The following is a 26704-nucleotide window of genomic DNA, read 5'->3' as shown; positions in this document are numbered from 1 at the left end:
TGTGGCGGATGTCAGCCAGTGCGCAAGGACTCAAACAGCCTGTCTCGCCGGGGTCGAGCGAAAGACCAGCTCCTTCACCCGGCGCGGAATCATGGCGCTTTTCACCACTTCCGGCCTCACGCTGCGAAGGAAATCCAGCAAAATCACCGGTGATTCCACGATCATGCGCTCGATCTGGTCGCGCCGGTGCGTCCAGCGGGAATTGCGATGCAGGTAGTCAAGGTCGGCGAGGATTTCATCGACATCTCCTTCGCTGAAACCAGCGAGCTGAAACGCATAAGGGTCTTGGAGGGGCATGGCGATGTGCAGTGAGAACGGCGCTGACCAAATCGAGAATGCGTGATCCGACAAGCGCTTCCCGATTCAAATTTTCTGGCAACGAAAATAATTACCAGCAGTTGAGAGATGTAGCTTTTCGCCGCGCTTCACGTTTAACTGGCACCTCATGCCCCGCATTCTCTGGCAAAACACGGACATCACCTGGCTCGCCGCCGTGGTGGTCGCCGTCGTCCTCGGGCTGCTTTGGCAGGGATACCGCCGCTCCCCGCTGCACGGCTGGCGCAAGCTTGCTGCAATGGCCTGCAAGCTCTCTGCCCTGGCGCTGCTGGCGCTCTGCCTGCTCGATCCCCTGTGGACAAAGCAGCAGCCGAAGAAGGGTGAGAACGAGGTGATCGTGCTGGTGGACAGCAGCGCCTCTCTGGACACGGCCGAAAAGCCGGGCGAGCCCACGCGCGCGGCGAAGGTGGGCGCGGCGCTGAATGATGGCGGGCAGGACGCGGCATGGATCAAGGAGCTGGGCGAGGACTTCCGCCTGCGGCTCATGACGGCGGGCGCGCAGACGCAGAGCGTGCCTCATTTTCGCACGCTGAAGTTTGACGGCAGCCGCACGGACCTGTGCCGCTCGATCATGACGCTGCGCAGCGGGGGCTCCAACCTGGCGGCGGTGGTGGTGGTCAGTGATGGCAATGCGACGGATGCGAGCGCGTGGAAGGCGGAGGCGACGGGCGCGCCGGTCTTCACCGTGCTGGCGGGTAAAAATGCGCCGACGCCTGATCTGGCAATCCTGGATGCGACGGTGGCGACGAGCCCTTTTGAAGATGCGCCGATCACGATCACCTCGCGTGTTTCCGCCCATGGTCTGACGGGCAAGCAGGCGACGCTCTCCGCGCTGGATGAGCAGGGCAAGGCGGTGGTGACGGAGAAGGTGGCTTTCAGCGGGGAGTCGCCGCAGACGGTGCGCCTGCGGCTGCCGGTGGCGAAGCCGGGGGTGTCGTTTCACAAGCTGGAGCTGAAGGCCGAGGGCGTGAGCGAGGCGACGCTGGCGAACAACACGCGGCTGCTGGAGGCGGATCGCGGTGCAGGCCCCTACCGGGTGCTGTATGTGACGGGGCGGCCGAACTGGGAGTACAAATTTCTGCGCCGGGCGATCGCGGGGGATGATGACATCCAGATGCCGAGCCTGGTGCGGATCGCGAAACGGGAGCCGAAGTTTGAATGGCGCGGGCATGCAGGCGAGAGCGCGAACCCGCTCTTTCGCGGCTTCGGTGCCAAGGAGGGGGAGGAGGCGCAGCGCTACGACCAGCCGGTGCTGATCCGCCTGGGGACGCGGGATGCGAAGGAGCTGAGCGACGGCTTCCCCAAGGCGGCGGAGGACTTCTTCAGCGACTATCGCGCCATCATCATTGACGACCTCGAGGCCGCCTTCTTCACCCAGGAGCAGATGCACCTCATCCAGCGTTTTGTCAGCGAGCGCGGCGGCGCTCTCCTCATGCTCGGCGGCCAGGAGTGCTACCAGGCCGGCGGCTACGATCACACCCCCATCGGCAGCATGCTCCCCGTTTACCTGGACCGCACCAACACCACCGGCCCCATGCTCGACGCCCGCCTCAATCTCACGCGTGAAGGCTGGCTCGAGTCCTGGATGCGACTGCGCACCGACCGCGAGGAGGACGAAAAGCGCCTCAGCGCCATGCCCTCCTTCTATTCCATCAACCAGACCTTTGCCATCAAGCCTGGCGCAAACATCCTCGCCACCGTTTCAGACGCCTCCCAGACCACCGTGCCCGCCATCGTCTCCCAGCGTTTTGGCGAGGGCCGCGTCGGCAGCGTCCTCGTCGGTGACCTCTGGCGCTGGGGCATGTACGACCCAGACGCCCGCAAGGACATGGAGCGTGCCTGGCGCCAGCTCATTCGCTGGCTCGTCGTGGATGTGGAGGACAGCATCACCCTCGCTGCGGAAACCGAGCCCGCAGACAGGGAGCACGTCAGGCTTTCCGTCCGCGTGCGCGACCGAGCCTTCAAGCCCCATGGAGACGCCATGGTCAAGATCGAGGTCACCCAGCCCGACGGCAAAAAATCCCAGCTCTTCGCCGAGCCCAGCCTCAAGGAACCCGGCCTCTATGAGACCGAGTTCTTCTCCGGCAGTTCCGGCAACTACCGCGCCACAGCCACCGTCGAGGACATGGAAAAGCACACCCAGCTCGGCACCAAGACCACCGGCTGGACCTACGGCCCCCAGGCCGAGGAATTCAGCCGCCTCGCCCCCGACAAAGCCTTCATGCAGCGCATCGCCTCAGAAACCGGCGGACAGATGCTCGCGCTGGAAGAGGTCTCCAAGTTACCGGACCTCCTCAAAAACATCCGCGTTCCTGTCGAGGTCACCCTCTCCACCCCGCTGTGGCATACTCCCTGGATCTTCCACGCTCTGTTGCTCCTCATCGTTGCCGAGTGGGGCCTGCGTAGAAAAGGAGGCATGGCATGAACAAAGTACTCGCGGGCTTCAGCCCGCTCTGGCGCGTTATGATAACAAGATCACGCCTTCCCCAGCTTCGCTTCCAGGACGAGCTAAAACTCATAATTACTTTGATCCTTCTTCTCGCCCCCCTGCTCCACGCCGCCCCGCGTGCGCTGGAGGTCGTCATCGTCGTCGGTGCCTCCGGCGCGGAGGAATACGGCAAAAAATTCCAAACCCAGGCCACCGCCTGGACCACCGCCTGTACCAAGGCTGGCGTCTCCGCCAAGGTCATCCGCGGAGAAAAAACCACCGAAAACCTCGCACAAACCCTCACCACCGCCGAGCCCTCGCGCTCGCTCTGGCTCGTTCTCATCGGCCACGGCACCTTTGACGGACGCGATGCCAAGTTCAACGCCGAAGGCCCGGACCTCGATGTGAAGCAGCTCGCCGGATGGCTCAAGCCGCTGAAGCAGGAGGTCGCCGTCATTCACACCGCCTCCTCCAGCGGCGGTTTTCTAAAGGCGCTCTCAGGCAAAGACCGCATTATCATCACTTCCACCAAAAGCCCGGACGAGGTCTTCTACGCCCGCTTTGGCGAATCCTTTGCCGAAGCCATCGGCGGACTGCCAGAGGCGGACCTGGATCAGGACAAGCAGGTCTCGCTTCTCGAAGCCTTCCGCCACGCCAGCAAGACCGTCGCGCTCTTCTATGAGAACGAAGGCCGTCTCGCCACCGAGCACGCCCTGCTCGAAGACAACGGCGACGGCATCGGCACGCGCAGCGAGGTCCTCGCCGCCGATACCCCGCCCGCAACAGCCACCGCCCTCGACGGCGACCGCGCCGCGCAGCTCGTTCTCGTCCTCAGCGCGGAGGAGCAGCAGCTCACCGACACCCAGCGCACCACCCGCGATGCGCTGGAGCGCGAACTGAAAGCGCTCAAAGACGAGCGCGCCAAGATGAAAGAAGACGACTACTACACCCAGCTCGAAGCTCTCCTGCTCAAGCTCGGCGCGGTGTATGAGACGAAGTCATAGCATGCAGAGCCATTGGGAGCGGGGTCGCGCAGTGAAGAATCAACGGTGCTACGGCTTTCGCCGTGCCGGTTAATGAACCTAAATCCGAAAACACTTCGAAGGCGGGAGCGAATGGGCTCGCTTCCCAGTCTCAGCCCATGTGAGCCACGAGACGCTCAAAAGCGATAGCTGCGGTCGTTTCCCCCTCCGCGACCGCACTCCCAATTAATCCTCACGGATCATCACGCCCGGTCACGAAATCACGGAACGCCTGCGCCACGCGCTGGGTCACCGCGCCATCCACACCAGGCATGGGGCGCTGATCGATCTTCGCCAGCGGATGCACATCACGCGTGCTGGAGGTGAGAAAGGCTTCATCACAGCTTTGCAGTACGCTGATGGGCTGCGCGATTTCCTCCACCGGGATATCCGCTGCTGCGCAGGCCTCCAACACCAGCGCGCGAGTCACACCAGCGAGACAGCCAGAGCTGAGCGGCGGCGTCAGTACACGCCCCGCCACGACCACAAAGATGTTCGTGCCCGTGCCTTCGCAGAGCTCATCGCGCGTGTTACCAAAGACAGCCTCCCCTGCCCCCTGCGCATGCGCCAGAGCCAGCGCGCGCACATTGTCGGCATACGAGGTGGACTTGATGCCTGCCAGCGCGCTGCGCTCATTGCGCGTCCAGGGCACCGTCATGACTGTTTCGGTGGGTGGCCAGGGTTTCAGGACCGTCGCAGCCACAGTCATGGTGGCGGGCGCATCTCCACGGTCGGAGCCCAGCGGACCGTCGCCGCTGGTCAGCGTGACACGGATGCGTGCATCACTGAGGCCATTGGCCTGCATCGTCTCCAGCATGGCCTTCTCGTACAGTTCCTGGGCAGGCGGTGCGATGCCCATGGCCGTGCAAGAATTCACCAGCCGCCGCCAGTGCCGCGTGGGCGTGAAGGGCCTGCCACCTCGTGCCACAAGCGTCTCAAAGACACCATCTCCTACCAGAAAGCCATGATCGAAGGGAGAGATGCTCGCCTCGGCGGTGCTGACAATGCGTCCGTTGATCCAGATGAATGCGGGTACTTTCATATGCGCAGCATGGTCTGAAAAAAATCATTCTCAAGAAACACACTTTGCGCTTGCACGATTCAGATCATGCGCCAATATAAACATCCCAACGCAAAAGCGGGTGTAGCTCAGTGGTAGAGCACTTCCTTGCCAAGGAAGATGTCGCGCGTTCGAATCGCGTCACCCGCTCCACCTCTCAAAAGAGAGGTGCCTCACAAAAGATCGTTCATGTTCGTCTGGTCAAAACTTACAGCTTCACGTTCGGCTGACATTTGGGAAGAACGTTTTGCCAACCATCCTGGTGGCACCCTCGTCATCAGCAGCTTTCCAGGCCGCAAAATGGTTCGTCTGGAATTTTATTGTGAGACTCAGGGCCCGGCGAAGGCCATCCAGAAGGAATACGGCGGCACAGTAAAACATCTGAAGACGCAAAACTGGGCGGCGCACTCTTCGCAAACGCCACCCCCCGTGAAAGTGCGTGACCGGTTTGTGATCTGCGCAGTCAAAACGGATGATGAAATCAAAAAGGCCCGCGCCAAGTTCCCAGGCCGCGAGATCATCGCCGTGCCTGCGGACATGGCCTTTGGCACTGGCCATCATGCCACCACAGCGACCGTGCTGCGTCTGCTGGTAGATGCCGCAGCGACACGCCAAGCCAAGGGCCAGAAATGGAGCATGGCAGACTTGGGCTGTGGCAGCGGCATCCTTGCCATTGCTGCTGAAAAACTCGGCGCCACCCGTGTCTGGGGCTGCGACTACGACCAAGCCGCCGTGAAGATCTCCCAAGAAAACGCTGCGCGCAATGACACACCCAAGACGCGCTTTACCCGGGTCGATGTCCTCAAGTGGGAGCCCAAGCAGACCTGGGACATTGTGGCCGCAAACATTTTCTTCGACGTCCTGGAGGCGGCATTTCCGCAACTGGTGCGATCCGTCGCACCTGGCGGCGTCCTGATGCTCTCAGGCATTCTCAAGTCCCAGGCGAAAGCCTGCCTCGCGGCTGGAAAACGCGCCGGCTTTGTGGTGGAGAAAGTGGTGACCAAAGGCAAGTGGGTGACCGCCATGGGTACTGTTAAAAAGCGCTGAAATAGCAGAGAACCTGCATAGTTTCCAGAAAACGATGTCCAGCCTGCCACCACAACATCGTCCACTTTATTCTTGAATTTGGTAGGCCGGGGGATTTATTGTCAGCAGATTCAAGCAGCCAATCATGCTTTTCGATCCCGCGTCCACATCTGGCGGGGCTGGATTCACCAGTCCGCGGAAAAAGCGCGGGCTGCTGAGAACGGCCCAAACTGAAGGCAATCGCATTGGCCTCCTGCCAACGGAAGGCTGGCGCAAACGCAACCTGCAGTTTCTGAATGAGGTGCTCATTCCCACCCTGCTCTCTCCGCGCAAGCCCGGAGAGGATTTTGGCCGGCTGCCAGTGGCCGCACAGAATGAGATCGCTGTGACGTGGCTTGGTCATGCCGGCTTTTTTTGCCAGATCGGCGGTGTAAATATCGCCATAGACCCCAACTGGGCGCTCTGGCACGGCCCCGTCAAGCGAGTACGCCACCCCAGTGTCTGGGCGCATGACCTGCCCCACATTGATCTGGTGCTGGTCTCCCACGCGCATTACGACCATCTGCACCTGCCAAGTCTGCGCAAGCTCGCCGCCGCACAACCCATCATCGTGCCAGAGGGAGTCGGCAAAGTCGTGAAAAACTGCGGTTTTGGACACATCGTCGAATTGAAGACCTGGCAGAGCGCCACTTTTCAGGATCTACGCATCACCCTGACGCCAGCAAAGCACTGGGGAGCGCGAATGATTCATGACACACACCGACAGTTTGGCGGATTTCTCGTCAAATCTCCCGAACGCTGCCTCTTTCACTGCGGCGACAGCGCCATGTTCGACGGTTTCCAGGAGATCGGCAAACGTGCCAGCATTGACCTCGCGCTCATGCCCATCGGCGCCTATGACGCGCCAAGCGGGCGCCAGGTGCACATGAACCCCGAAGAGGCGCTGGACGCCTTTCAGATGATGGGTGCACACTCGATGATACCCATGCATCATGACACCTTCCCCTTGGGTGGCGAGCCCATGCATGAGCCCGCCCAGCGCCTGACCAAAGCCGCACTGGAGCGCGGTCTGGAGCATCGCGTGCGACTGCTGCGCGAAGGTGAATCTGCGATTTACTAAGCTCTGCCGCCTCGTGAGTGAGCGCCCTGTGCTGACCCTTATCGCCGCCGTCTCCAGCGATGGCTTCATCTCGTTGGGAAGAGGTGTGCCGTGGCAGTTGCCCCGGGACAAGGAGCACTTTAGGCGCACCACCGCTGGCCACTGGCTGCTCATCGGCCGCCGCACATATGAGGAAATGCATGGCTGGTTCACCGACCATCACCCGCTCGTGCTCACGCACAGCCCAGGGTATTTGCCACGTGAGGGCCAGTCTGTGGCAAGCGTGACCGAGGCCATTCATGCCGCCACCGCAGGCGGGGCCAAAGAGCTTTTTGTCTGTGGCGGAGGGGAGGCCTACGCTGCAGCCCTGCCCTTTGCAGACAGGCTCATCCTGACGCATGTGCACGATCATCTTGGAGCTGGCGTCGCCTTTCCAGCCATCAAGGCGGACGAATGGCGGCAGACATACCGGCGGGATTTTCCGGCCGATGCCAGCCATGCCCAAGCACTGAGCCTTGCCACTTACGAGCGCTCTTGCCAGCCCAGGCAGCACCAAGAAAATGCATTATAGTAATTTCAAGATGAGCAAAACCAGCTTTCGGTGTATCTAAGAAGAGAAGATGTCCCTTCCTAACCAGTTCAGCCCGGGCTCTGCAGCCGCATTTCTGGCGGCTGCAATCCTGCTCTGTGCTGGGTGCACCACTAGCCTGAACACTGCGGCCACTCCTGGCAAGGCCCAGCCTGAATCCAAGGACATCTCCCTCGTAAAGTCCCCCACAGACCTGAGCTTTCTTCTGAGCATGAGTTTCGTGGAGGCCAAGAGCATCTCCACTCAGCAGTTGGAAATGCCGCCCTACATCAAGATCGCCGCAGATTCGATTCAGGTGTTCAAGTATTCCCCTGACGGCAAGCCAGTGAAAGTGCGGGCGCGGGGCAAAGTCTTTCTCGAAATGGATTTCAACGAACCGGCCAAGGCTCTCTGCCAGGAAGCCTTCATCACGGGAGATGAAGTCATCCTGCGCGGCAGCCCGATCCTGCAGCGTGGTGGCAGCATGGTCGAAGGGCTGGATGAAAGCACCATCTTCTATCTTTTTGGTACATCGCTGCGTGTCATCGGTCTGCACAAGGTGAATAACCAGACCGAAATTGCTTCGCTGATGCCGACACTCGGGACTTGGGCGGCTGGCCCCAATCCGCTCCTCCCCCCCCTCACAGAGAGTTCCGTGCCATCCAGCATTCGCGACTCCATGCAGCGTGCAGCCGAGGCTGAGATGCTGCACCAGAAAACTCGCGAACTGTATGGTCCCGCCCAGAATGCCCCCCCAGCACCGGCGCAGCCTGAAAAAGACACCGAGAAGCCCAAGTCCCCTCCTCCTCCATCGGCAACCAAGAAACCGGTGGTCGAAATCCGCCGAGCCGTCCCCAGCAAACCCACCTCCAGCAATCGTTTTCGGACGGACAAAAGCCGCGCGTAAGCTGAAGGTCCAAGCAAACGGCTGCCAGAACACTCAGCCCACAATGGCCTGCGGCACACGCCCATGCACGTCGGTGAGGCGATAGTCACGGCCGGCGTAGCGGTAGGTCAGCTTTTCATGATCCATGCCCAGGAGATGCAGGATGGTGGCATGCACGTCGTGCACATGCATCTTGTCCACGGCTGCCTTGAAGCCAAAGTCATCGCTCTGCCCATAGGCCGTGCCGCCGCGAACACCGCCGCCAGCAAAGAACATGCAGAAGCCATGCGGATTGTGGTCGCGGCCGTTGCCGTTTTCGCTCACGGGCGTACGGCCAAATTCACCGCCCCAGATGATGAGGGTGTCCTCCAGCATGCCACGCTGCTTGAGATCGCCGATCAGCGCCGCGATGGGGCGGTCAATATCCGCCGCGAGCTTTCGGGTCTGTTCATCGTGCTTGGAGTGCGTGTCCCAGGGCTGGCCGTTGCCGTAGTAGAGCTGCACGTAGCGCACCCCGCGCTCCACCAGACGGCGGGCCATGAGGCAGCCGTTGGAGAAATGGCTCTTGCCATACATCTCGCGCACACGTTCGGGCTCCAGATTCACATCAAAGGCATCGGTGGCGGCGGACTGCATGCGGTAGGCGGTCTCCATGGCCTGGATGCGGCCATTGAGCGCCACATCCGCGCCGCCGCGTGCGGCCAGATGCTCGGCATTCAGCGCCTGCATAAGATCAAGCTGCCGTCGCTGATCCGCCCGCGCCAGCTTCTCATTCGTCAGCCACGGGATCATCTGCTTCGGATCGAGATTGGAGTGGTTGATATACACGCCCTGATGCTGCGCGGGTAGAAATGCGCTGGTCCAGAGGACTGAGAAGCGCACGGGCTTGCCAGGGCAAAGGACGACGAAGGAAGGCAGATTGGCATTCTCATTGCCCAGACCGTAGCTGAGCCATGAGCCCATGCTGGGCACGCGCTCGGTCATAGTGCCATTGTTCATCAGCAGCAGTGCCGGGCCGTGATTCGGGTTGTCCGTATGGCAGGAGCGCAGGACGCAGAGGTCATCGGCATGCCGGGCCAGATTGGGCAGCAGCTTGCTGATCTCCAGTCCGCTCTGTCCGTGTTTGGAGTACTGGTAGGGAGAGGCCAGCAGCCCGCCGGTGGGGCGCTCGGTGCGGAGGTCTGCCCCCTGAGGCTTCTGCCCGGAGTATTTGGTGAGGCCCGGCTTGGGATCAAAGAAGTCCGGGCCGAAGGGGCCGCCGTTCATGAAGAGCTGGATCACACGCTTGGCCTTCGGCACAAAGTTCGTGCGTGGTGCCGCATGCAGGGTGGAGGCCAGCCCCAGCGTGCCCAGGCCACCCCCCATGCGGGAGAGCAGTGCACGACGTGAAAGAGCAGAGAGAGCGGACATGCGGAGTGTACGCAGCCAAAACCCCGACGCTTGCGTGGGATCGCATCCTGAACCGACTCAGAGCTTTGCCCCCGCACGTGCAGGGGGGCTGGCCTGCATGCGAGCATGCAGGCCAAAACCGATGGGCAGATACAAAGCAAAGCCGTAAGCCAGAAACCAGACGCCGATGAGCAGCCAGAACTTCACCGGCTGCCGCTCCCTCAGCGTGAGCCGCCAATACCCGTTCATGCAGCCGGTTTGCAGCGTCTGCACCAGACGGCTCGCCACCAGAAGGCTCCACAACGGCACCAGCACCGTCACGAGGCCAAAGGAATGCATGACCGCACCGCAAACCGCAGACACAACCGAAAGCGCAAAAAGCAGCCAGACCCAAGGTGAGCGAAGTTCAATCCGCCTCACCGGCACACTTTGCCGCTGAGCCGTCAGCACTCCGCCATGCTCTGGCCCAAGCTGGGACACCCCTTCAGACAAACCACGGTGGATGACCTCACCACAGCCGGGACATTGGACCGCCACGCCCCGTGTGCGGTGCCTTTGTCCGACGCCCGGGCGTTTGCAAAAGGGGCAGCAAAGAGCCTGCCAGCGCCGCTGAATCTGAATGCCCATGAGCAAGACTCCGGCCACGGCAATGATTTGCAGCCCCTTGACCACCGTCTCCTCCGATGCTGCAGCGCCAGACGCCAGTGCCAGGCAGGGGACTGCTCCCAAGGACATCTCCTGGAGCAGATCAAAGCAGAAACGGTCAGTCATCCGGCCAGAGAATCCGTTTTCAGCCTTGCTGGCAATTCCACTTTCGGACCGTTCGTGGAACCCGCCGGGCCGTCATTTCCACGATGAATGCCCCTGGATCTGAATCTCAAACGGCGTCAGCATGGAGAGCGGCTGGCCAGTTTCGCATTCAAAGGGGTACACCATCACATTCGGCACCACACAGCGGAGGTGGAAGTCGTAGAAAGCACGCATGTAGTCGGCGGTCACCGCCGCTTCGGGATTCATCTGCCTCCACAGGATCGCCTTGATGACGTAGCCGTGGCAGACCACGAGGATGCCCTGCTCCGTACGCTGCCGCAGTGCGGCCAGGGATTCGTCAATGCGGACGTAGAATTCGCGAAAGCTCTCCGCCCCCTCGCCATCGCAGTAGTCGGGATCGCAGCGCTCCCAGTACTGGCGTGCAGGCTCGCGGCGCAGCGTCTCGGTGGTGCCCACATAGCGGGCGGGGGCCAGAAAGGTCAGCTCATGCAGCGGCAGCATGAGCACCGGTACCTGCGGCATGCGTCTGCGCAGCGGCTCCACGGTGAAGCCCGTGCGTGCATAGCGGGAAACCACGATCAGCTCAGGCACCGTGTGCCACTGCGCCCCCAGAGCCTCCGCCTGTGCCAGCCCCTTTTCACTCAGGCCGATCTCATGCGGCGTGTCCGTGGGAAACCCTGCATTGCTGAGACTTTCGGCGTGACGGATGAACCAGATCTTTTTCTTCATGGGGGCGTCTGCCATAGGCGCTGTGATGAGCGATGGCAAACGCGGGTGAAGGCATGCAAAAAAAATCACGCGTGCATGTTTGTTGGGAGTGCGTTTGCGAAAAGCAGGAACGAACGCCGCTGCAGCCCTCGCAGGGCGGATGGCAGGTGCCGCTGGAGAGACTGCAACTGCTTACCGCACTCCTTCATGCCTCACCGCCGCCCGCCCCTCCATCTTCCCTTTTTCCTGCAGTGCATGGCCCACCGGCATAAAAGCGGCAAACACGTACGCCAAAAACCAAACGGTGGTTCGGACCCAGAACTTTAGCGGCTGACGGCTGCGGAAGGTGGGGCCTGCATTGTCATCCAAACAGCCGGTGCTCAGCGTCTGCACCAGATGGCTCGCCACCAGAAAACACCACAACGGACCAAACACGGTGAGAAAGCTGAACTCATGGATCGCCACCCCACACAGAGCCGACAGAACGGAGATGCCAAACAACACCCAGAACCATGGCGAGCGAAACTGCACCTTCCGAACAGGTACGGCAGGCTTCGGCCCGCAGTGCTCCCCCCTGTCACGGACGATCTTCCACCCCAGCAATCCCCCGCCCCGAATTTCGCCGCAAGAGGGACAGTTCATCGTCAGCCCTTCAGAGCGGTCCAGATAAGCCGGTCCCGGGCGGGCGCAAAACGGACAATACAGCAGCAAGCGCCGGCGGATCATCTTTACTCCCAGCACCAGCCCCAACAGCCCATAGATCATCATCAGCCCGAGCCACACCCACACCAGATGAGGGGCATGACCGCCAGAAGGCTGCTCCCGCAAAAACAGCAGGTTCAACAGCCAGCCCCCGATCAGCGCCCAAGGAGCTGTGTGAATCGCATAAAAACAAAACCGATAACTAAACATCTACGCGAGTGAACCGGATCCCCCGGTTCTTGGCAATGACAGTCTGAAACGGGAATTGGAAGCGGGCCTACAACACACTTTCAGGAATGAAAAGCGTGGCATTCAAAAGCCGCTGCAGTCCCACCACCGCACCCCGCACACAGAGTCTCACACAGGATAGGCCGAATCCACAAGGCTGTCCTTGTGGAATGGCCGACTCCTCAGAGCCCCCTACTTCTTCGTCTCCGCCTTGAGTGCGGCTTTGTCTGCCTGCATGGCGGCGAGTGCAGCGGCCTGGCGGGCTTTCTGCTTGGCTTCGTACTCAGCGATGGCTTTGGCTCGGGCTTCAGCACGTCTGGCTTTGGCTTCTTCCTCGGCCTGGGTGAGCTTGGCACGTTCGGCGTCCTGGGCGGCTTTGGCGGCGGCGGCTTCGGCGGCGCGTTTTTCTTTCTCAATCCGGATGGCATCTTTTTCAGCCTGCTGCTTGGCTTTCAGTTCGGCAGCAGCAACACGGAGAGCTTCACGCTCGGCTTCGGCCTGGGCTTTGATGGCGGCTTTCTCGGCTTCGGCCTGCTCCTTGGCGAGGCGTGCGGCCTCTTTGGCGGCTTCCTTTTCCGCGAGAGCCTGGGCCTTGGCGGCGGCTTTTTCAGCATCTGCCTGCTCTTTGGCGAGGCGGGCAGCTTCCTTGGCAGCAGCAGCAGCGGCTTTTTCGGCCTCCTTCTGGGCAAGCAGCGCGGCCTTGGCCTCAGCGGCGGCGAGCATGGCGGCCAGTTTCTCGGCCTCGGCCTTCTCCTTGGCCGCGGCTTTCTCGGCGGCTTCCTGTTCCTTGGCCAGGCGTGCAGCCTCCTTGGCGGCGGCTTTCTCTGCCTCTGCCTGTTCTTTGGCAATGCGTGCAGCTTCCTTCGCGGCGGCCTTCTCGGCTTCGGCCTGCTCCTTGGCAAGGCGGGCGGCTTCTTTGGCGGCTTCCTTCTCGGCCTGCTCGCGGGCTTTGGCTTCGGCTTTCTCGAGAGCGGCCTGCTCTTTGGCGAGGCGCTCGGCCTCTTTGGCAGCCTCTTTCTCAGCCAGCGCCTGTGCCTTGGCTTCGGCAGCAGCGAGCAGGGCGGCCAGGCGTTCTGCCTGGGCGCGCTCCTTGGCGGCGATCTTCTCGGCGGCTTCACGTTCCTTGGCCAGACGAGCGGCCTCTTTTTCAGCCAGGGCACGGGCTTTGGCTTCCTCCTTTTCTGCCAGTTCCTTGGCCTTGATGGCAGCGGCGGCGGCGCGCATGGCCTCCAGTTCCAGCTGAGCCTGCGCTTTGGCAGCGGCAGCGGCCTGCTCCTTGGCGATGCGGGCGGCTTCCTTCTCGGCGAGCGCGGCCAGGCGCGCGGCCTCCTTCTCGGCCAGCGCCTGCGCCTTGGCAGCCTCGCGCTCTGCGATGTCGGCAGCCACCTTTGCCTCCATAGCGGCGGTGAGCTGCGTGGTGTAGTCGATCAATTTTTGACTCAGCTCCGCCGCTGTGGCGGTGAGCTCCGGCGCGGCTTCATCGAGCACACGGGGCTGGATTTCAAGCGCTTGGAGTTTCTGCGCCGTGTCTGCAAGGAGGGAAAGGAATTTGGGATCGAGCTTCGTGGTCATTACAGGTGGTCGGGGAAAAAAACGGGCTGTCATCATGGTCTCAGATGGGCGGGTGTAAAGGATGAAGCCGCGTTTCAAGCTTCAGGCTGCCGGAAGTTTACGGAGGCGGCGTTCTGAGCCGGCTGAAGCAGGCAAAGCGATGCGTGCCGCTCCCCAAGCCATTACCCACTCAGCCTCTCTTGACCACGGCCCGCTCCTGCCGACACCTTCCGCATGCATCGTGCTCTTCTCTCCATCGCGCTCCTTTCAGCCCAGCTCAGCTCCGCCATCGCGGAAGACGCCCCGATTTGTCTGAGCGCCAGCCAGCTTTCCATCGCCACGGGCAAGCCATCACTTGTGCTCATGTCCAGCGGCTCCACACACATCCCGGTGTGGTCCATGTCCGGCGGCACGGAGGGGCAGTCCGTGTGCGGCGTGGTGAGCGGCCTGCCGCGCGACTGCGGTGGTGTGCGGGTGGAAATCACCGTAACCTCCACCGATGCGGAGACGAGCCCGGCATTTGAAGATGTCTACCGCGTCCACCTTTCCCAGATGATCGAGGGGGCACCCTTCACGGCGAGGCATCTGCAAGGTGACCCCGTGCGCACTGCGCTGCCCGCTGAGCCGCTGCACTCCCGTAACATCGTGCTTGAGACCTACTACGAGGTGTTGCCCGCTGCGCCCCTGACCGTGCGCATTCAGCGCGAGCCCGGCGACCCCGCAGATACTTTCACCCGTCCCACCGGACTGGCGATGGTGAAGGTGACGCCCTTGAAAGCGCCAGCCAAGCCGCTGGTGGTACAGGACGCCCCCGGTTACAACTCCTGGCCGATGCTCCAGGCACTGGGCGACAAGCTGGTGTGCGTTTACACACGGGGCTCAGGCCACACCATTGGCGAAGACGCCCGCGCCACCTATGCACGCACCTCCAGCGATGGCGGCAAAACGTGGACCGCTGAGACGCTGGTGGCCGACTCCCCCGGCTACGGCGATGTGCCTGTGGGCAAGGGCCTGGACTCCACCGGCGCGATGCTGCTGTGGGTGCGCCGTGTGGGCAAGGAGTGGCACCAAGATCTCTACCGCAGCACGGACGGGGTAAAGTTCACCCTCATCTCCACGCCCAAGCTCGACGTACGGCCCGTGCAGATCACGGACGTGTTTTCCGTCCCCACCGTGGGCCTGATGTCGCTGTGGTTTGCCGGAAACTATGGCCAAGATTCTGACAACGCCTGGGGCATGGTAACCAGCCAGGACGATGGCAAGACCTGGACGCAAACCCCGGTGGAGACCGGCCTGCCCAAAGATCAGTGGCCCACCGAACCCGCCGCCGTGTACCTCGGAGACGGCAAGATCCTCTGCATAGCACGCACAGAGATGGGCGGGCCGGGCACCGTGCGCTCGCAGTTTCAGATAACCTCCACCGACTACGGCAAAACGTGGACGCGCAAGCAGACCAACATCAGCGATGTTGCAGCCTCCACCCCGAGCCTCATTCTCGATGAGAAGAGCGGACTGCTGAGCCTCTACTACTACCAGCGGGGACGCGCGGGCATCCTGCGCCGCCGCGTGGTGGAGCCGGGCAAAGTGTTTAAGCATCCGCTGCTCTGGCCCGCATCCGAAGCCATCGCCACAGGCAGCCAGATCGCATATGATGCGGGCAATGTGAACGCCACGGTAATCGGGAACACGCATTACCTCTCGTTCTATTCCGGCAAGGCTCCGAATACCTCGGTGCTGGTATCGGTTGTGAAAGCGCCGGAGGGCGCGGAGAAGAAGTAGTGGGCGCGCACAAACTGACCAGCCTCACCGCTGATCAGCGGGCTCGAGCTCAATCCACAAACAGCATCTCATTCCCAGCCAGCAGCGCCTGAGCGTACTGCGTCCACACGGCGGAGTCCTTCTCTCTTCCGCTGACAAATGCCTGCGCCACACTGGCCTCGTGTGCGCTTGGCTTGCGGCCAAACAGACGCGCATAGACATCCTCCAGGCGGTGTGCCATAGCCCACTTCCCCAGCACGGCGGACTGCTGCTGCATGAAGGGGGAGTTCAGAGCAAACAATCCCTGCAGCGGGGTAATGGTCTCGGTGCGCCACGGGCTGTGCGCGCCAGGATCTGGCACATCATGGATGCGAAGCATGGGGTCCATGTCCTGACGGTCTGCGGCTCCGTAGAGCGAGCGGCGCAGGTTGGTCGTGGCGCTGACGGCTGAAGCAGGCCCCCCGAGGGTGAGATCGAGCTGACCTGAAGCGCTGAGGATGGCATCGCGCCAGGATTCCCAGTCAAGCCTGCGGCGCAGCATGCGGGTGTAAAGCCTGTTCTCGGGATCGCGCTGCTCAGAGACGGCAGCCACACTGCTCTGCTGCCAGGTGGCGGAATTTAGAATCTCACGATGCAGCCACTTGAGCGACCAGCCGTGCTCCATGAAGCGGCCTGCGAGATCGTCCAGCAGTTCAGGGTGTGTGGGGGCTTCACCAAGATTGCCGAACTCGCTGGGAGTATCGACCAGACCGCGCCCAAAATGGTGCTTCCACACACGATTCACGATGACCCGTGCGGTCAGCGGGGCGGCATCTTCCGTGATGGCCTGTGCCAGCTCCAGGCGGCCGCTGCCGGTGGTAAATTTGCGCGGAAGGCCGGTCTTGGACGGGAAGGCGGAGAGAAAGCGGCGCGGCACGGTCTCGCCAAGGTCGTTCGGATTCCCGCGCTTCATCAGCTCAAGATCCCGCGCCATGCCCATCTTGTAATCCAGCTTGGTGCCGTGCTCTTTTTCCTTGTTCACGACGTAGAGCGCGGCCTCCTCCACGGCATTGGCCATGGGCATATTGAAGTGGGGTGTCGTGCTCTTGATGGCGGTGATTTTGGCCTCGCACTCCTGCATCTGCTTTGCCAGGTCTGCGGGCTTCTTTTTCTTGAGATCGGCAATCTGCTTTTCCAGCGCGGCCACCTCGCTGCGTGCCTTGGCCACAGGCTTCCACAATTCGTCTTTCATGGTCGGCAGCTCGGAGAGCTTCACCGAGGCAAAGACGCCCGCCAGCGCGTAGTAATCCTGCGCAGTGATGGGGTCAGACTTGTGATCATGGCAGCGGGCGCAGGCCAGCGTGAGGCCGAGGAAGGTGCGGCCAATGGCGTCCACGTGCTCCTCCCATTCATCCGCGACGGTGGTCTTGATGATTTCGGGAGGCAGCTGCAGCTCTTTGAAATACGTGGGGCTCAGGCCGATGAAGCCCAAAGCCACACGATCCTGCGGCTTGCTGTCCGGGAGGAAATCAGTCGCAAGCTGACGCAGCACAAAGCGGTCATAGGGCATGTCCTCATTGAGCGCCTGCACCACCCAGTCGCGGTAAAGGTAGGAGTACTTCGTGGAGTCCAGCCAGTTCGGCGTCTCGTCAGCGTAGCGGGCGAGGTCCAGCCAGTGGCGTGCCCAGCGCTCGCCGTAGTGGGGGCTGCGCAGGGTTTCATCCACCCGGCGGCTCCAGCCAGCAATCCCCTGCTCCGCCGAAAGCTCAGGGGCAGAAGCACTAGAGCCGTCGCTGGAAAGCTGCTCCGCTGGCGGCAGCCCCGTGAGATCAAAGGACAGCCTGCGCTGCAGTACGCGCCCGTCGGCACGTGGCGCAGGCTTCAGCCCGGCGGCCTCCATCTTGGAGAGGATGTAGTAGTCAATGCGAGTGCGCGGCCAGCCCTTGTCCTGCACCTGCGGCAGCGGGGTGCGCTTCAGCGGCGCAAAGGACCACGGCACCGGCTTGGGCCCATCATCTTTTTTGGCAATACCCTTCCCCGCAGCGGCAAGAAGCAGCACGGCCAGGCAGACAAGTCTTGAGGAGGAGATGCGCACTGGCAGAGTACACGGCTCAAGGCTCGGGCCTTTCCAAAAAAGAGAGCTGCCTGGAGAGCCACGGCTTCGCGCGCACGACGCCCCACCCGTGCCACCTCAAGCCTGCAGGCTCTTCTGCCTGACAAGCCATTCGCGTGACACCGTGGGTTTGAAATCAAACCCCGGGAGGTGGCGGTCCACAACGGCAAAGAGCGAGCTCGCGAGCGCGATCACAACATCGGTGCTGCCTTGGGACTGGAAGTAGCCCACGGAAACGTTGTAGGCGACGATTTTCTCCTTGAGCACTTTGAGCGCCACCTCGTGCCGCCGGGTCGCAGCACTCCGGGTGGCTGCCGCTTCTTTGCGATACATCGCCGCCAGCCGTGGATTCGGCCCGGAGAGCGGGCTGCCGACGGTCTCGGTACGCGTGGCCAGCAACTCCTTGGCCGTCGCCTGCCGCTCAGCCAGAGCCAGGGCCTTCTCTGCGGCAGCAAGCTCATGCTCCCGCGAGAAAAGATCGGTAAAAATGAGCACCAGCGCTTCTACGGCACGCTTTGGCAGACCTTCTTGCTTTTGGGCGACCGTTGTGAGCCTCCTCACCGTTTCCACCGCTTCCGGCAATCCGGGCTGCTCCGCCAGCCGTAATGGTCTTAGACACAAAACGATGGAAGGCGACTGCAAGGGATCCCCCTTGATATCCTCTGCCACACCCGAGACGGTGACTCCCAGAGACATCAAAACCATCAAACAGCTTTTCATAGTCATCCAAGGCAACAACCCCAAACAACGCAGACTGTTACAGCCAACTTTCAAACATGCCTGATGGAGCTGCCATCCTGCCTCTTGAAGACAGCTCGGAAGGGTCTGGCTTGTCTCAAGAAATCATTGGCGGCATGCTTCATGCGGACTTAAATCTCAGCGTGACTGCGCCTGCGGCGGTCTATCTATCAAACCCATGCCAACCTCCTCCGCACTCCGCGACGCTCTGACCCAGTCACCGAACAACCTTTCGCTGCTGCTGCTCTATGGTCGTGCCTGTCTCGAGGAACTGCACCTGGATGAGGCCCGGGAGGTCTTTTCCCGCGCCTTGGAGCTGGATCCAGACCAGACCGATGCCATGCTGGGCATCGCCAAGGTTCTGTTCATGGAGGGAGACACCTCCGGGGCTGCTGTCCGTGCCGAGCGGGTTATTTTTCTGGAACCTACCAACGCGCAGGCCCACCTGCTGCTGAGCCGCGTGTATCTGAGCGAAGGCGACCGCCCCAAAGCCATTGAGCATTTTGACCGTGCGGCACAGATCGACGGCACCATGAGCGACCCAGCACTGGAGCGCGAGCTGGGCCGAACAGCGCGCGATGCCCGCAAAACCGCCCCAGCCCCCGCTCCAGAGCCGCCCACTCAGGAAGCCCCCATGTCCGGCGCTGGTGACCAGGACGATTTTTTCGATGATCCCTTTGATGACCCTCCGTTTGACTGGAGGCCCGAGACGTTTTACGCCCCGGGAGATCCCGAGCGCGGCAATGTGACTTTTGCCGATGTGGGCGGCATGGAGGAGCTGAAAGAGGAGATACGCCTCAAGATCACCTACCCCCTGCAGTTCCCTGATCTCTACAAAGCCTATGGCCGTAAGACCGGCGGTGGCATCCTGATCTACGGCCCCCCAGGCTGCGGCAAGACGCTGATCCTCCGCGCCGTCGCTGGCGAAGTGCCCTGCAACTACCTTTCCGTGGGCTTGCACGAGATCTTTGACCCCTACTTCGGAAGCACCGAGCGGAATCTGCACCAGATCTTTGAAACCGCACGGGCCAACGCCCCGTGCGTGCTGGTGTTTGACGACATCGACTCCCTGGCGATGGACCGTCGGCAGATCCGTGAAAGCCAGATGCGCAATCTGGTGAACCAGTTTCTGCATGAGATGGACGGCATCCGCAGCGAAAACCAGCGCATCCTCGTCATTGGTGCCACAAACCAGCCCTGGGCGCTTGATCCCGCCTTCCGCCGTCCCGGACGTTTTGACCAGGCCATCTTCGTGGCCCCGCCAGACGCGCCTGCGCGTGCGCAGATCATTGAACTGCTGGCCAAAGACAAGCCCATTGCCGAATTCGACAACACCGAACTGATCGAGGCCACCAACGGTTTCTCCGGAGCCGACCTGAAATGGGTCTTTGACCGCGCCGCAGAGCTGGCTCTTTCCGCCGCCATTCACACCGGGCAGCCCGTGCCGATCACGCTGGAACTCCTGCTCGCCGTAGCCAAGGCTCACACCCCCAGCACCCAGGAGTGGTTTGAAGGTGTTCGCACCCACGCGCAGGCCCAGGAGGGCCCCAACAGCATCTTCAACGACATGCGCAAGTTCCTCAACGCACCTTCCTCGAATACGAAGAAGGAGCGGTAAGAGAAGCCGCCCAAGGCTGACGTGACCAGGACAAATAAGACGAATGGGTCCTATACGACGTATAGGACCCACTGAGACCGCCATCCCTACCTAGCCATCACGCCGTCCACGATGCGCATGGCACCACGGGGATTGGCGTCTTTAAGCAGCTCTGGCAGCGCCTCTTCCGGGAAACCCTGGTAGCAGACCGGACGGACGAAGCGGTAGATGCTGCCGGTGCCGATGCTGGTGAAGAAGCTATGGCTGGCGGCAGGGTACGGGCCGCCGTGGTGCATGGAGGGGCAGACTTCGATGCCGGTGGGGAAACCGTTGAAGATGATGCGGCCCACTTTGCGCTCCAGCACGCGGATAAGCGGGGCGAAGTCGCGCAGGTCCTGCTCCGTCCCCTGGATGGTGGCGGTGAGCTGGCCTTCGAGGCTGTTTGCATAGCGCAGGAGGTCTTCGAGCGTGGCGCACTGGGTGATGATGGAGCACGGGCCAAACACCTCGCGGCGCAGCTCGGCATTGGACTCCAGCACGTCGATGGTGGTGGTGAAGATGCGACAGGCGGCCTGGGAGGCGGTTTCGCTGGAAGGAGTCTCCGACTCGCCCACGAGCTGCAGCCCCTTCACGGTCTGCCACACGGCGGTGCCGGCATCATAGGCCTCGCAGATACCACGATGCAGCATGGTCTGGGGGGCCACTTTGCCCGCGAGGGCTGCGGCGTTGCTGATGAACTGGTTCAGCTCCTCGCTCTTCAGGCCGAGAACGACGGCGGGATTGGTGCAGAACTGGCCCACGCCCATCGTCACCGATCCCACATAGGCCTCGGCGATTTTCGAAGCACGCTCCTTGAGCGCTCCGGGGAGCACGAAGACCGGGTTCACAGAACCCATTTCGGCGTAAACAGGGATGGGATGTGCACGAGCGGCGGCCACGTCCATCAGAGCACGGCCACCGCGCAGGGAGCCGGTAAAGGCTACCGCTTGGGTGAGAGGGTGCTTCGTCAGCGTGGTGCCGATGTCATTGCCCTTTCCATGCAGCAGGGAGAAGCAGCCAGCGGGCAGACCCACCTTGTGCAGGGCATTCAGAACCGCACGGGCGAGCATTTCGCAGGTGCCCGGGTGTGCAGGATGCCCTTTGACGACAACGGGGCAGCCAGCGGCCAGTGCGCAGACCGTGTCCGTGCCGATGACGCCGATGGCGAAGGGGAAATTGCTCGCCCCGAAGACGACCACGGGCCCGATGGGCAGCATGACGCGGCGCACGTCCGGCTTTGGCAGCGGCTGGCGGTCGGGAATGGCATGATCCACACAGGCATTTGCCCAGGAGCCCTCACGGATCAGGGCGGCAAAGAGTTTGAGCTGTCCGATCGCACGACCGCGCTCTCCGGTGAGACGAGCCATCGGCAGGGCACACTCGGCATGCGCACGCTCCAAAAGCGCATCCCCCAGAGCGGTGATTTCTTCGGCGATGGTGTCGAGCAGCGTCGCACGCGTTTCAGGTGTGGCTAAGCGCAGAGCGTCAAACGCGGCATCCGCCGCCTGCATGGCTTCATCAGCCTCGGCATGGGTGGCATCACCGTAGGCGGGCTCAAGCTGGGCGCTGGTGGTAGGATTGAAAGCGTGGAACAGATGGCCGTGGGGAGCCGCCTCGCGGCCTGCGATGAAGTGATGTCCGGTGAGTGTCATGGTTGGGGAGTTTCTAAAGAGAAATGCGAGCTAGTCCAGCATTCGTGCGTGAACAGAACCCGCCTTGGAGCGCGGACCTCCGAGTCCGCAGCAGGTCGTTCGAGTGAGAGAAGGGTTTGGAGAGGTGCAGCGGATTGCCAAACTCATTTCCACAGCACGGGTTGCGGACAGCCCGCTCTGGATACGCGCACGCCGCACGAACCTCACCAAGTTCCTTTTTGGGAAAGAGCGGAGCTGCGAGTGATTGAGGAATGCTGCGGAATCGGAGGTCTACGCTCCTTTGCCGGTGCGGCCAGCAACCGCAGGCAGGCGTTGAAATCACTGCGGCAGCCTGTCAAGCGCGGCATGGGTCATGCGCAGCATGATCGCGGATTCCGTGGGCGGCAGCGGCGTGGTGGGTGGCACCGGCACGCCTGTGGTGGATCTGTTGCTGCGCACGTTGCCCCTTGTCAGCATGGACTCCGCCTGCCAGACCACGTGACCGGTGGCGGTGTCCAAGAGCGAGTAGCTGGCACCCACCGTGCGCCGCGCGATCTTGCTCACCACATTTTCCGACTCGGTGGAGTAGCTGCCACAGGACCTGCTACAGCCGCTGGCACAGGAGCCGCCCCCGCAGGATTTGCCATTCACCTTGCCACAGCTGCAGCTGTTCCTGAAGGTACGGGTGAAGGTGTTTTGACGGGTGTCGGCATCGACCGAGTTGAGGCGGAGATCGATCCACAAAAGGCAGTCGATTCCGCGACCCCGAGCCTTGCGCATAAAGGCAGGGCTGAGTTTGCTACCGAGAATGATGGGGACTCCTGAGCTGAACTTGGCGGGCGCATGGCCCACCGCCTGCTGCACCGCCGCCATGCTGAGCACACGCGAGTGCTTCAGGTGCTTCCGCAGCTCGTGCTCTGCATTCACGAGGATGATGCTTTCCTCCTCCTGCCCAGGGTAGATGTTTGTGCCCGGAGCCGTGAGCCCGCCGATGGCCAGCGTCTTTCCACGTAGCCCATGCCTCGGCAGACTGCTGGTGACTGAAAGAGTGGGGTCTGAGCGGCAACTGACGAGCGCGACCGAAAGAAGGACAAGGACAAACGCAGGGACGAGGGCGGCGTGTTTCAAGGTCGGAAGATGCACCAGAACCTCAGACGCAGACCTAGATTTTTTATTCAAGCCGCAGTTCTCCCCCTTCCAAGAAGCCCATCTTCACCAGTTCCCCCCGCAGAAACGCCTGTGATTCCAAGGACCTGAGAGCTTGGCAGCCGGAAGGAGAAAGAAGGTCAGGCTGATCTCGTTTCAGCCGGGGACACGCCACCCGCCGCCATGAAGCCCCTGCCCCGCAAAAACATGCACAGGATGCTCCTGCTGATCACTGCCGCAAACGCATTGACCCACTGCTCCTCCAGCGGGACTTACCTGTCCAAGCCCATGAGCATGTCTGATCTGCGCACCATCAATCCACGAGGCTACCTGGATGCCTTAACCCCTAATGATCGGGAGACAACAGCCATGGAAATGGGTAGACTGGAGATGCAGAGCAGGAAGATCGAGCGAGATAAATTCCACAGGTGACCAGCGCTTGGCATCGCAGGCTTTTACGCCATCGGGTTCACCAGCGTGCCGATGCCGTCGATGGTGATGCTGATGACATCGCCGCTTTGCAGGGTAAATTCATCGCCAGGGACAATGCCGGTACCGGTCATGAGAAAGGTGCCGGTGGGAAAGGTGTTGTCACGAAAGAGGAAGCCCGCGAGCTCGGCGGGAGTACGCTTGAGCTGAGAGACGGTGGTCTCCCCCTCAAAGGCGGCGGCTCCGGCGCGGTCGATCTGCAGATGGATGCGCGTGGTGGGTGCAGGAGCTTCGTTTTGAATGAGGATGGCTGGACCGAGCGCGGCGCAGAGCTTGAAGCATTTGGCCTGCGGAAGATAGAGCGGATTTTCCCCTTCGATGTCACGGCAGGAGAGGTCATTGCCCACGGTGTAGCCGATGATCTCGCCACGGCTATTGATGCAGAGGGTGAGCTCGGGTTCGGGCACCATCCACTTGGAGTCACTGCGAAGGTGCATCGCCTGACCGGGATGAGCCACCCGCTGCGGCGTGGCCTTGAAGAAAATTTCCGGGCGCTCTGCCGCATACACGCGGTCATAGAAGCTGCCTCCGCCGGCATCTTTGCTCTCTTCCATGCGCGCTGTGCGGCTGCGGAAGTAGGTGACCCCTGCAGCCCACACTTCCTGAGAAACGATGGGGGCCAGGATGGATTCGGGTGCAGGAGCATCCACGGCTGGTGTCGTCGTGGCAATCTGGGCAAGATAGGCGGAGAGGCCCACGACTTCGAGCAGCGCATCCCAGTTGCTTTCCGGCACGGCGTGCCAGGAATTTTGCGTTTGGATAAAACAGCCTTGAGTGGTGCGGTAGAGGAGCATGAGGAAGCCAGACTAGAGAATGTCCAGCCGCGCGCAACCGGCTCACCGCTGATTCTTGCATAGGGCTTCGTCCAATCCATGCAGACAGCTGACCCACTGAATGCCGACATCTCCGGGCATGCTGTCCCGATAGCCCTCTGCTGCACGCCCACCGACAATCAAGCGCATGGTGGGCGGGAGCAGTTCCCGGATGCGCCCCAGTTTTTCCAGAATGACCGGGCACTTCTCCGGAAAAACCACACTGAGGGCCACTGCCGTGGCATTCCTGGCGATGGCGCAGGCGGCTATCTCCTCCACTGGCAGATTGGGCCCGAGATAGGTCACATACCAGCCCAGATCACGCGCCGTGGCGGCCACAATCAGTGCGCCGAGTTCATGCAGTTCACCCGCAGGCGTGGCCACCACAAGCTCTGGCGCGTGCAGCGGCACCTGGCTGCCCGGCACAGGTGTGAGGAGCAGCTCCCGGATCACCGCAGTGGTGATGTGCTCATGGCTGGCGCGAAGCTGGCCATCTCGCCAGTTGTTGCCAATCTGGATGAGCAGAGGGCAGATGACCTGATGCAGCATGCCGCGCTGGCCAAGGTGCAGCCTGGCCTGAAGCAACACACGTCGTAGCCCCTCGCTGTCGTACCGTTTGGAGGCAGCAATGGAATCCTCGATGAACTGGCCGGGATCAGGCTGAGGGCTCTGAGGCACAGGCACCTCGGCAGGCATAGGGGTGGTCGGATCGGCAGGAAGCGCAGGTGCAGGCAGAGCGACAGGAACAGCCCCCCGGGCCAGCTCCTCAAGCTCTGCGGTGGACAAGCGCGCGACGCCACCAATACGATGCCCATTTTCCGTAAGAATCTTCAACAACTTCAGCCGTTTTACGGCCTCATCGCAATACATGCGGCGGTTCGTGCAGGTGCGGCTGGGGCTCAGTGCGCTATAACGCCTCTCCCACATGCGAATCACATGCTGGCTGAGACCGCTAAGTTTGCTGGCGAGCTGGATAGGACAGGGCATGAACAAATGTATGGGAGTTGCCACTTGTGGCGGGCGCAGAAACGTTTACGCATTCCCGCCGCATCTGGCTACACCGTTGTCACATTTTCCATCACGACATGCTGAACTACATCTGGGCCACCCTGCTATTCATCGGACTTCTCACCGCCGGCCTGGTGGGCCGCGTCTCAGGAGATGCCAGCGTCATTGATGCCGCGATGAAAGGCGCGGAGAAAGCCGTCATGGGCATCGCCCTGCCGCTGGCGGGCATGATGATGTTCTGGCTTGGGGTGCTGCGGCTGCTGGAAAAGGCGGGGGTTCTGGAGGCGGTGGTACGTGTGCTCTCCCCGCTGCTGCGGCGGCTCTTTCCGGACGTGCCCACCGGCCATCCTGCCATGAGCGCCATGGTGATGAACCTCTCGGCCAACATGCTGGGGCTCTCGAATAACGCGACACCTCTCGGGCTCAAGGCTATGGGGCACCTGCAGGAACTGAATCCGCACAAGCAAAGTGCCAGCAATGCCATGATCACCTTTCTGGCGCTAAACACGGGGGCTTTCACTTTGATCCCAATGACGGCGATGAATTTTCTCAACGCAGCAGGCGTAAGCCACAGCTTTCGGGTCATCGTCCCCACCATTTTAGCCACCGCCTGCGCCTCCATGGCGGCAGTGCTGGCAGCCAAAAGCTTCCAGCGCCTGCCAGGTTTTGTGGCTCAGCCGGATGAAACCGTGACTGAAACACAGAGCAGCGAAGCCAAGCCGGCAGGCATCACCTCCAAAGCACGTCGCTGGCTGATTCTTCTCGGCACTCTTTTCATCGGCGTCTCAGCCCTCGAACTCGGTCCGCCATCCTGGAGGCATAAGGTGCTGGATCAAACTGGACTCTCAGCCGTGCTGGCAAAATCCGCACAACGCAAAGCTGAAGCGGAAAAGACACTGGCTCTCAAAAAAGAGGAGGCAAAAGCCGCTGCGGCCACACAGGCAAAAGTGGAGCCACCTGTGTGGCGGCGTGTGATGGACGGAGCCTCCGGACTGGCCATTCCAGCCATTCTCATACTTGCAGTAAGTGTGGCCTGGGCACGCGGTGTGAAGGTTTATGAGGAGTTTGTGGACGGGGCCAAGGAGGGCTTTCAGGTGGCGGTGCGCATCATGCCCTATCTGGTGGCCATGCTGGCGGCGCTTGCGATTCTGAGGGAGTCGGGTGCATTTCAACTGCTGGAGTACCTGCTGGCTCCGGTGCTGAACATGCTGGGCTTTCCTGTGGAATTGCTCTCCTTGGCGCTGATGCGGCCTCTTAGCGGCAGCGGCGCGCAGGGTATTCTCAACGAGATCCTGACCCGCCCAGACCTGAGTGAGATGGTGAAATTCACTGCAGGCATCCTTTATGGCTCCACCGAAACCACCTTCTACGTGCTGACCGTGTATTTCGGCAGCGTGGGCATCCGTCGCTTCCGACATGCGCTGGTCGCAGGCTTGACGGCAGACTTTGTAGGCATGGTGGCTGCCGTTTTCTTCGGGCGGCTGCTGTTTGCGTTCACGTGAGACAAGGGAACCATAATGCTGGCCATTGATCAGCATTGGAGATGAACGCCGCCCCCAACGCAGTGGAGCAGGGGCAAACTGCGTGGACGACACAAAGGCCTTTTTTGCTATCTTTGTA

At 61.6% G+C, this 26704-nt stretch carries 23 protein-coding genes and 1 tRNA gene; 11 read left to right on the top strand and 13 right to left on the bottom strand.

The features are described from left to right. Positions 1 to 30 precede the first annotated feature (30 nt). The gene (locus ACFQDI_RS13880) at positions 31 to 297 is read right to left on the bottom strand and encodes a hypothetical protein (protein ID WP_377167623.1); all 267 of its coding nucleotides are present in this window, start codon (positions 295 to 297) and stop codon (positions 31 to 33) included. A gap of 148 nt (positions 298 to 445) precedes the next feature. Here ACFQDI_RS13880 and ACFQDI_RS13875 point away from each other — a divergent pair, with 148 nt between their 5' ends. Both ACFQDI_RS13875 and ACFQDI_RS13870 read left to right on the top strand, forming a co-directional pair. Then, positions 446 to 2761: a hypothetical protein gene (locus ACFQDI_RS13875; RefSeq protein WP_377167620.1), complete on the top strand. Its 2316-nt coding sequence runs from the start codon at positions 446 to 448 to the stop codon at positions 2759 to 2761. Between the two features lie 101 nt (positions 2762 to 2862). Further along, positions 2863 to 3768 carry a hypothetical protein gene (locus ACFQDI_RS13870; RefSeq protein WP_377167617.1) on the top strand — a complete coding sequence of 302 codons (906 nt, stop codon included), beginning with the start codon at positions 2863 to 2865 and terminating at the stop codon, positions 3766 to 3768. A 211-nt stretch (positions 3769 to 3979) separates the two neighbouring features. Here the strand turns inward: ACFQDI_RS13870 and ACFQDI_RS13865 are convergent, their stop codons facing one another. Continuing rightward, positions 3980 to 4828 carry an aminotransferase class IV gene (locus tag ACFQDI_RS13865; RefSeq protein WP_377167614.1) on the bottom strand — a complete coding sequence of 283 codons (849 nt, stop codon included), beginning with the start codon at positions 4826 to 4828 and terminating at the stop codon, positions 3980 to 3982. A 96-nt stretch (positions 4829 to 4924) separates the two neighbouring features. On the opposite strand from ACFQDI_RS13865, the gene ACFQDI_RS13860 reads away from it, so the two are divergent. The 5 genes from ACFQDI_RS13860 (at position 4925) to ACFQDI_RS13840 (ending at position 8446) form a co-directional block, all read left to right on the top strand. Beyond that, a tRNA-Gly gene (locus ACFQDI_RS13860) sits at positions 4925 to 4999 on the top strand. A gap of 36 nt (positions 5000 to 5035) precedes the next feature. After that, entirely contained in the window at positions 5036 to 5893 is an 858-nt protein-coding gene (locus tag ACFQDI_RS13855) for a 50S ribosomal protein L11 methyltransferase (RefSeq protein WP_377167611.1), read from the top strand. A 124-nt stretch (positions 5894 to 6017) separates the two neighbouring features. Beyond that, positions 6018 to 6992, top strand: a complete 975-nt coding sequence (locus tag ACFQDI_RS13850; RefSeq protein ID WP_377167608.1) for an MBL fold metallo-hydrolase — start codon at positions 6018 to 6020, stop codon at positions 6990 to 6992. A 13-nt stretch (positions 6993 to 7005) separates the two neighbouring features. Beyond that, positions 7006 to 7542, top strand: a complete 537-nt coding sequence (locus ACFQDI_RS13845) for a dihydrofolate reductase (RefSeq protein WP_377167605.1) — start codon at positions 7006 to 7008, stop codon at positions 7540 to 7542. Between the two features lie 49 nt (positions 7543 to 7591). Then, the gene (locus ACFQDI_RS13840) at positions 7592 to 8446 is read left to right on the top strand and encodes a hypothetical protein (RefSeq protein WP_377167602.1); all 855 of its coding nucleotides are present in this window, start codon (positions 7592 to 7594) and stop codon (positions 8444 to 8446) included. Between the two features lie 33 nt (positions 8447 to 8479). On the opposite strand, the gene ACFQDI_RS13835 is transcribed toward ACFQDI_RS13840, so the two are convergent. The 5 genes from ACFQDI_RS13835 to ACFQDI_RS13815 form a co-directional block, all read right to left on the bottom strand. After that, positions 8480 to 9835, bottom strand: a complete 1356-nt coding sequence (locus tag ACFQDI_RS13835; RefSeq protein ID WP_377167599.1) for a DUF1501 domain-containing protein — start codon at positions 9833 to 9835, stop codon at positions 8480 to 8482. Between the two features lie 57 nt (positions 9836 to 9892). Then, positions 9893 to 10585 (bottom strand): hypothetical protein, encoded by a 693-nt coding sequence (locus tag ACFQDI_RS13830; RefSeq protein ID WP_377167596.1) that lies wholly within the window; start codon positions 10583 to 10585, stop codon positions 9893 to 9895. Between the two features lie 72 nt (positions 10586 to 10657). Continuing rightward, a complete protein-coding gene (locus ACFQDI_RS13825; RefSeq protein WP_377167593.1) occupies positions 10658 to 11329 on the bottom strand; it encodes a histidine phosphatase family protein in 672 nt (223 codons plus the stop codon). Between the two features lie 156 nt (positions 11330 to 11485). Continuing rightward, entirely contained in the window at positions 11486 to 12205 is a 720-nt protein-coding gene (locus ACFQDI_RS13820) for a hypothetical protein (RefSeq protein ID WP_377167590.1), read from the bottom strand. Between the two features lie 210 nt (positions 12206 to 12415). Continuing rightward, on the bottom strand, positions 12416 to 13795 hold the full coding sequence (locus ACFQDI_RS13815; RefSeq protein WP_377167587.1) for a hypothetical protein: 1380 nt from the start codon (positions 13793 to 13795) through the stop codon (positions 12416 to 12418). 213 nt (positions 13796 to 14008) lie between these two features. Here ACFQDI_RS13815 and ACFQDI_RS13810 point away from each other — a divergent pair, with 213 nt between their 5' ends. Further along, positions 14009 to 15553 carry a sialidase family protein gene (locus ACFQDI_RS13810; protein ID WP_377167584.1) on the top strand — a complete coding sequence of 515 codons (1545 nt, stop codon included), beginning with the start codon at positions 14009 to 14011 and terminating at the stop codon, positions 15551 to 15553. Between the two features lie 49 nt (positions 15554 to 15602). On the opposite strand, the gene ACFQDI_RS13805 is transcribed toward ACFQDI_RS13810, so the two are convergent. Together ACFQDI_RS13805 and ACFQDI_RS13800 are read right to left on the bottom strand one after the other, a co-directional pair. Next, complete coding sequence (locus tag ACFQDI_RS13805; RefSeq protein ID WP_377167581.1) at positions 15603 to 17606, bottom strand: DUF1553 domain-containing protein; 2004 nt, start codon at positions 17604 to 17606, stop codon at positions 15603 to 15605. A 96-nt stretch (positions 17607 to 17702) separates the two neighbouring features. Further along, complete coding sequence (locus ACFQDI_RS13800; RefSeq protein ID WP_377167578.1) at positions 17703 to 18344, bottom strand: hypothetical protein; 642 nt, start codon at positions 18342 to 18344, stop codon at positions 17703 to 17705. Between the two features lie 196 nt (positions 18345 to 18540). Here ACFQDI_RS13800 and ACFQDI_RS13795 point away from each other — a divergent pair, with 196 nt between their 5' ends. Further along, the gene (locus ACFQDI_RS13795) at positions 18541 to 19980 is read left to right on the top strand and encodes an AAA family ATPase (protein WP_377167575.1); all 1440 of its coding nucleotides are present in this window, start codon (positions 18541 to 18543) and stop codon (positions 19978 to 19980) included. 86 nt (positions 19981 to 20066) lie between these two features. On the opposite strand, the gene ACFQDI_RS13790 is transcribed toward ACFQDI_RS13795, so the two are convergent. Beyond that, positions 20067 to 21650, bottom strand: coding sequence for an aldehyde dehydrogenase (NADP(+)) (locus ACFQDI_RS13790; protein ID WP_377167572.1), 1584 nt, complete (start codon positions 21648 to 21650; stop codon positions 20067 to 20069). A 318-nt stretch (positions 21651 to 21968) separates the two neighbouring features. Beyond that, complete coding sequence (locus ACFQDI_RS13785) at positions 21969 to 22757, bottom strand: hypothetical protein (RefSeq protein WP_377167569.1); 789 nt, start codon at positions 22755 to 22757, stop codon at positions 21969 to 21971. Between the two features lie 201 nt (positions 22758 to 22958). On the opposite strand from ACFQDI_RS13785, the gene ACFQDI_RS13780 reads away from it, so the two are divergent. Beyond that, entirely contained in the window at positions 22959 to 23207 is a 249-nt protein-coding gene (locus ACFQDI_RS13780) for a hypothetical protein (RefSeq protein WP_377167566.1), read from the top strand. Between the two features lie 23 nt (positions 23208 to 23230). Here the strand turns inward: ACFQDI_RS13780 and ACFQDI_RS13775 are convergent, their stop codons facing one another. Together ACFQDI_RS13775 and ACFQDI_RS13770 are read right to left on the bottom strand one after the other, a co-directional pair. Next, the gene (locus tag ACFQDI_RS13775) at positions 23231 to 24058 is read right to left on the bottom strand and encodes a fumarylacetoacetate hydrolase family protein (RefSeq protein ID WP_377167563.1); all 828 of its coding nucleotides are present in this window, start codon (positions 24056 to 24058) and stop codon (positions 23231 to 23233) included. Between the two features lie 42 nt (positions 24059 to 24100). After that, positions 24101 to 25063 (bottom strand): MerR family transcriptional regulator, encoded by a 963-nt coding sequence (locus tag ACFQDI_RS13770; protein WP_377167560.1) that lies wholly within the window; start codon positions 25061 to 25063, stop codon positions 24101 to 24103. Positions 25064 to 25161: 98 nt separating this feature from the next. Here ACFQDI_RS13770 and ACFQDI_RS13765 point away from each other — a divergent pair, with 98 nt between their 5' ends. After that, a complete protein-coding gene (locus ACFQDI_RS13765) occupies positions 25162 to 26586 on the top strand; it encodes a nucleoside recognition domain-containing protein (RefSeq protein ID WP_377167557.1) in 1425 nt (474 codons plus the stop codon). Positions 26587 to 26704 lie beyond the last annotated feature (118 nt).

This window comes from Prosthecobacter fluviatilis (genome assembly GCF_042655725.1).
Taxonomy (GTDB): Bacteria; Verrucomicrobiota; Verrucomicrobiia; order Verrucomicrobiales; family Verrucomicrobiaceae; genus Prosthecobacter; species Prosthecobacter fluviatilis.
The sequence above is the reverse complement of the archived record's forward strand: the minus strand, read 5'-3'. Positions and strand labels throughout refer to the sequence as shown.

Coding starts and splice junctions, on each gene's coding strand:
- ACFQDI_RS13880 (WP_377167623.1), bottom strand. CDS start 297: ATGCCCCTCCAAGACCCTTATGCGTTTCAGCTCGCTGGTTTCAGCGAA.
- ACFQDI_RS13875 (WP_377167620.1), top strand. CDS start 446: ATGCCCCGCATTCTCTGGCAAAACACGGACATCACCTGGCTCGCCGCC.
- ACFQDI_RS13865 (WP_377167614.1), bottom strand. CDS start 4,828: ATGAAAGTACCCGCATTCATCTGGATCAACGGACGCATTGTCAGCACC.
- ACFQDI_RS13855 (WP_377167611.1), top strand. CDS start 5,036: ATGTTCGTCTGGTCAAAACTTACAGCTTCACGTTCGGCTGACATTTGG.
- ACFQDI_RS13850 (WP_377167608.1), top strand. CDS start 6,018: ATGCTTTTCGATCCCGCGTCCACATCTGGCGGGGCTGGATTCACCAGT.
- ACFQDI_RS13840 (WP_377167602.1), top strand. CDS start 7,592: ATGTCCCTTCCTAACCAGTTCAGCCCGGGCTCTGCAGCCGCATTTCTG.
- ACFQDI_RS13835 (WP_377167599.1), bottom strand. CDS start 9,835: ATGTCCGCTCTCTCTGCTCTTTCACGTCGTGCACTGCTCTCCCGCATG.
- ACFQDI_RS13830 (WP_377167596.1), bottom strand. CDS start 10,585: ATGACTGACCGTTTCTGCTTTGATCTGCTCCAGGAGATGTCCTTGGGA.
- ACFQDI_RS13825 (WP_377167593.1), bottom strand. CDS start 11,329: ATGGCAGACGCCCCCATGAAGAAAAAGATCTGGTTCATCCGTCACGCC.
- ACFQDI_RS13820 (WP_377167590.1), bottom strand. CDS start 12,205: ATGTTTAGTTATCGGTTTTGTTTTTATGCGATTCACACAGCTCCTTGG.
- ACFQDI_RS13815 (WP_377167587.1), bottom strand. CDS start 13,795: ATGACCACGAAGCTCGATCCCAAATTCCTTTCCCTCCTTGCAGACACG.
- ACFQDI_RS13810 (WP_377167584.1), top strand. CDS start 14,009: ATGCATCGTGCTCTTCTCTCCATCGCGCTCCTTTCAGCCCAGCTCAGC.
- ACFQDI_RS13800 (WP_377167578.1), bottom strand. CDS start 18,344: ATGAAAAGCTGTTTGATGGTTTTGATGTCTCTGGGAGTCACCGTCTCG.
- ACFQDI_RS13795 (WP_377167575.1), top strand. CDS start 18,541: ATGCCAACCTCCTCCGCACTCCGCGACGCTCTGACCCAGTCACCGAAC.
- ACFQDI_RS13790 (WP_377167572.1), bottom strand. CDS start 21,650: ATGACACTCACCGGACATCACTTCATCGCAGGCCGCGAGGCGGCTCCC.
- ACFQDI_RS13780 (WP_377167566.1), top strand. CDS start 22,959: ATGAAGCCCCTGCCCCGCAAAAACATGCACAGGATGCTCCTGCTGATC.
- ACFQDI_RS13775 (WP_377167563.1), bottom strand. CDS start 24,058: ATGCTCCTCTACCGCACCACTCAAGGCTGTTTTATCCAAACGCAAAAT.
- ACFQDI_RS13770 (WP_377167560.1), bottom strand. CDS start 25,063: ATGCCCTGTCCTATCCAGCTCGCCAGCAAACTTAGCGGTCTCAGCCAG.
- ACFQDI_RS13765 (WP_377167557.1), top strand. CDS start 25,162: ATGCTGAACTACATCTGGGCCACCCTGCTATTCATCGGACTTCTCACC.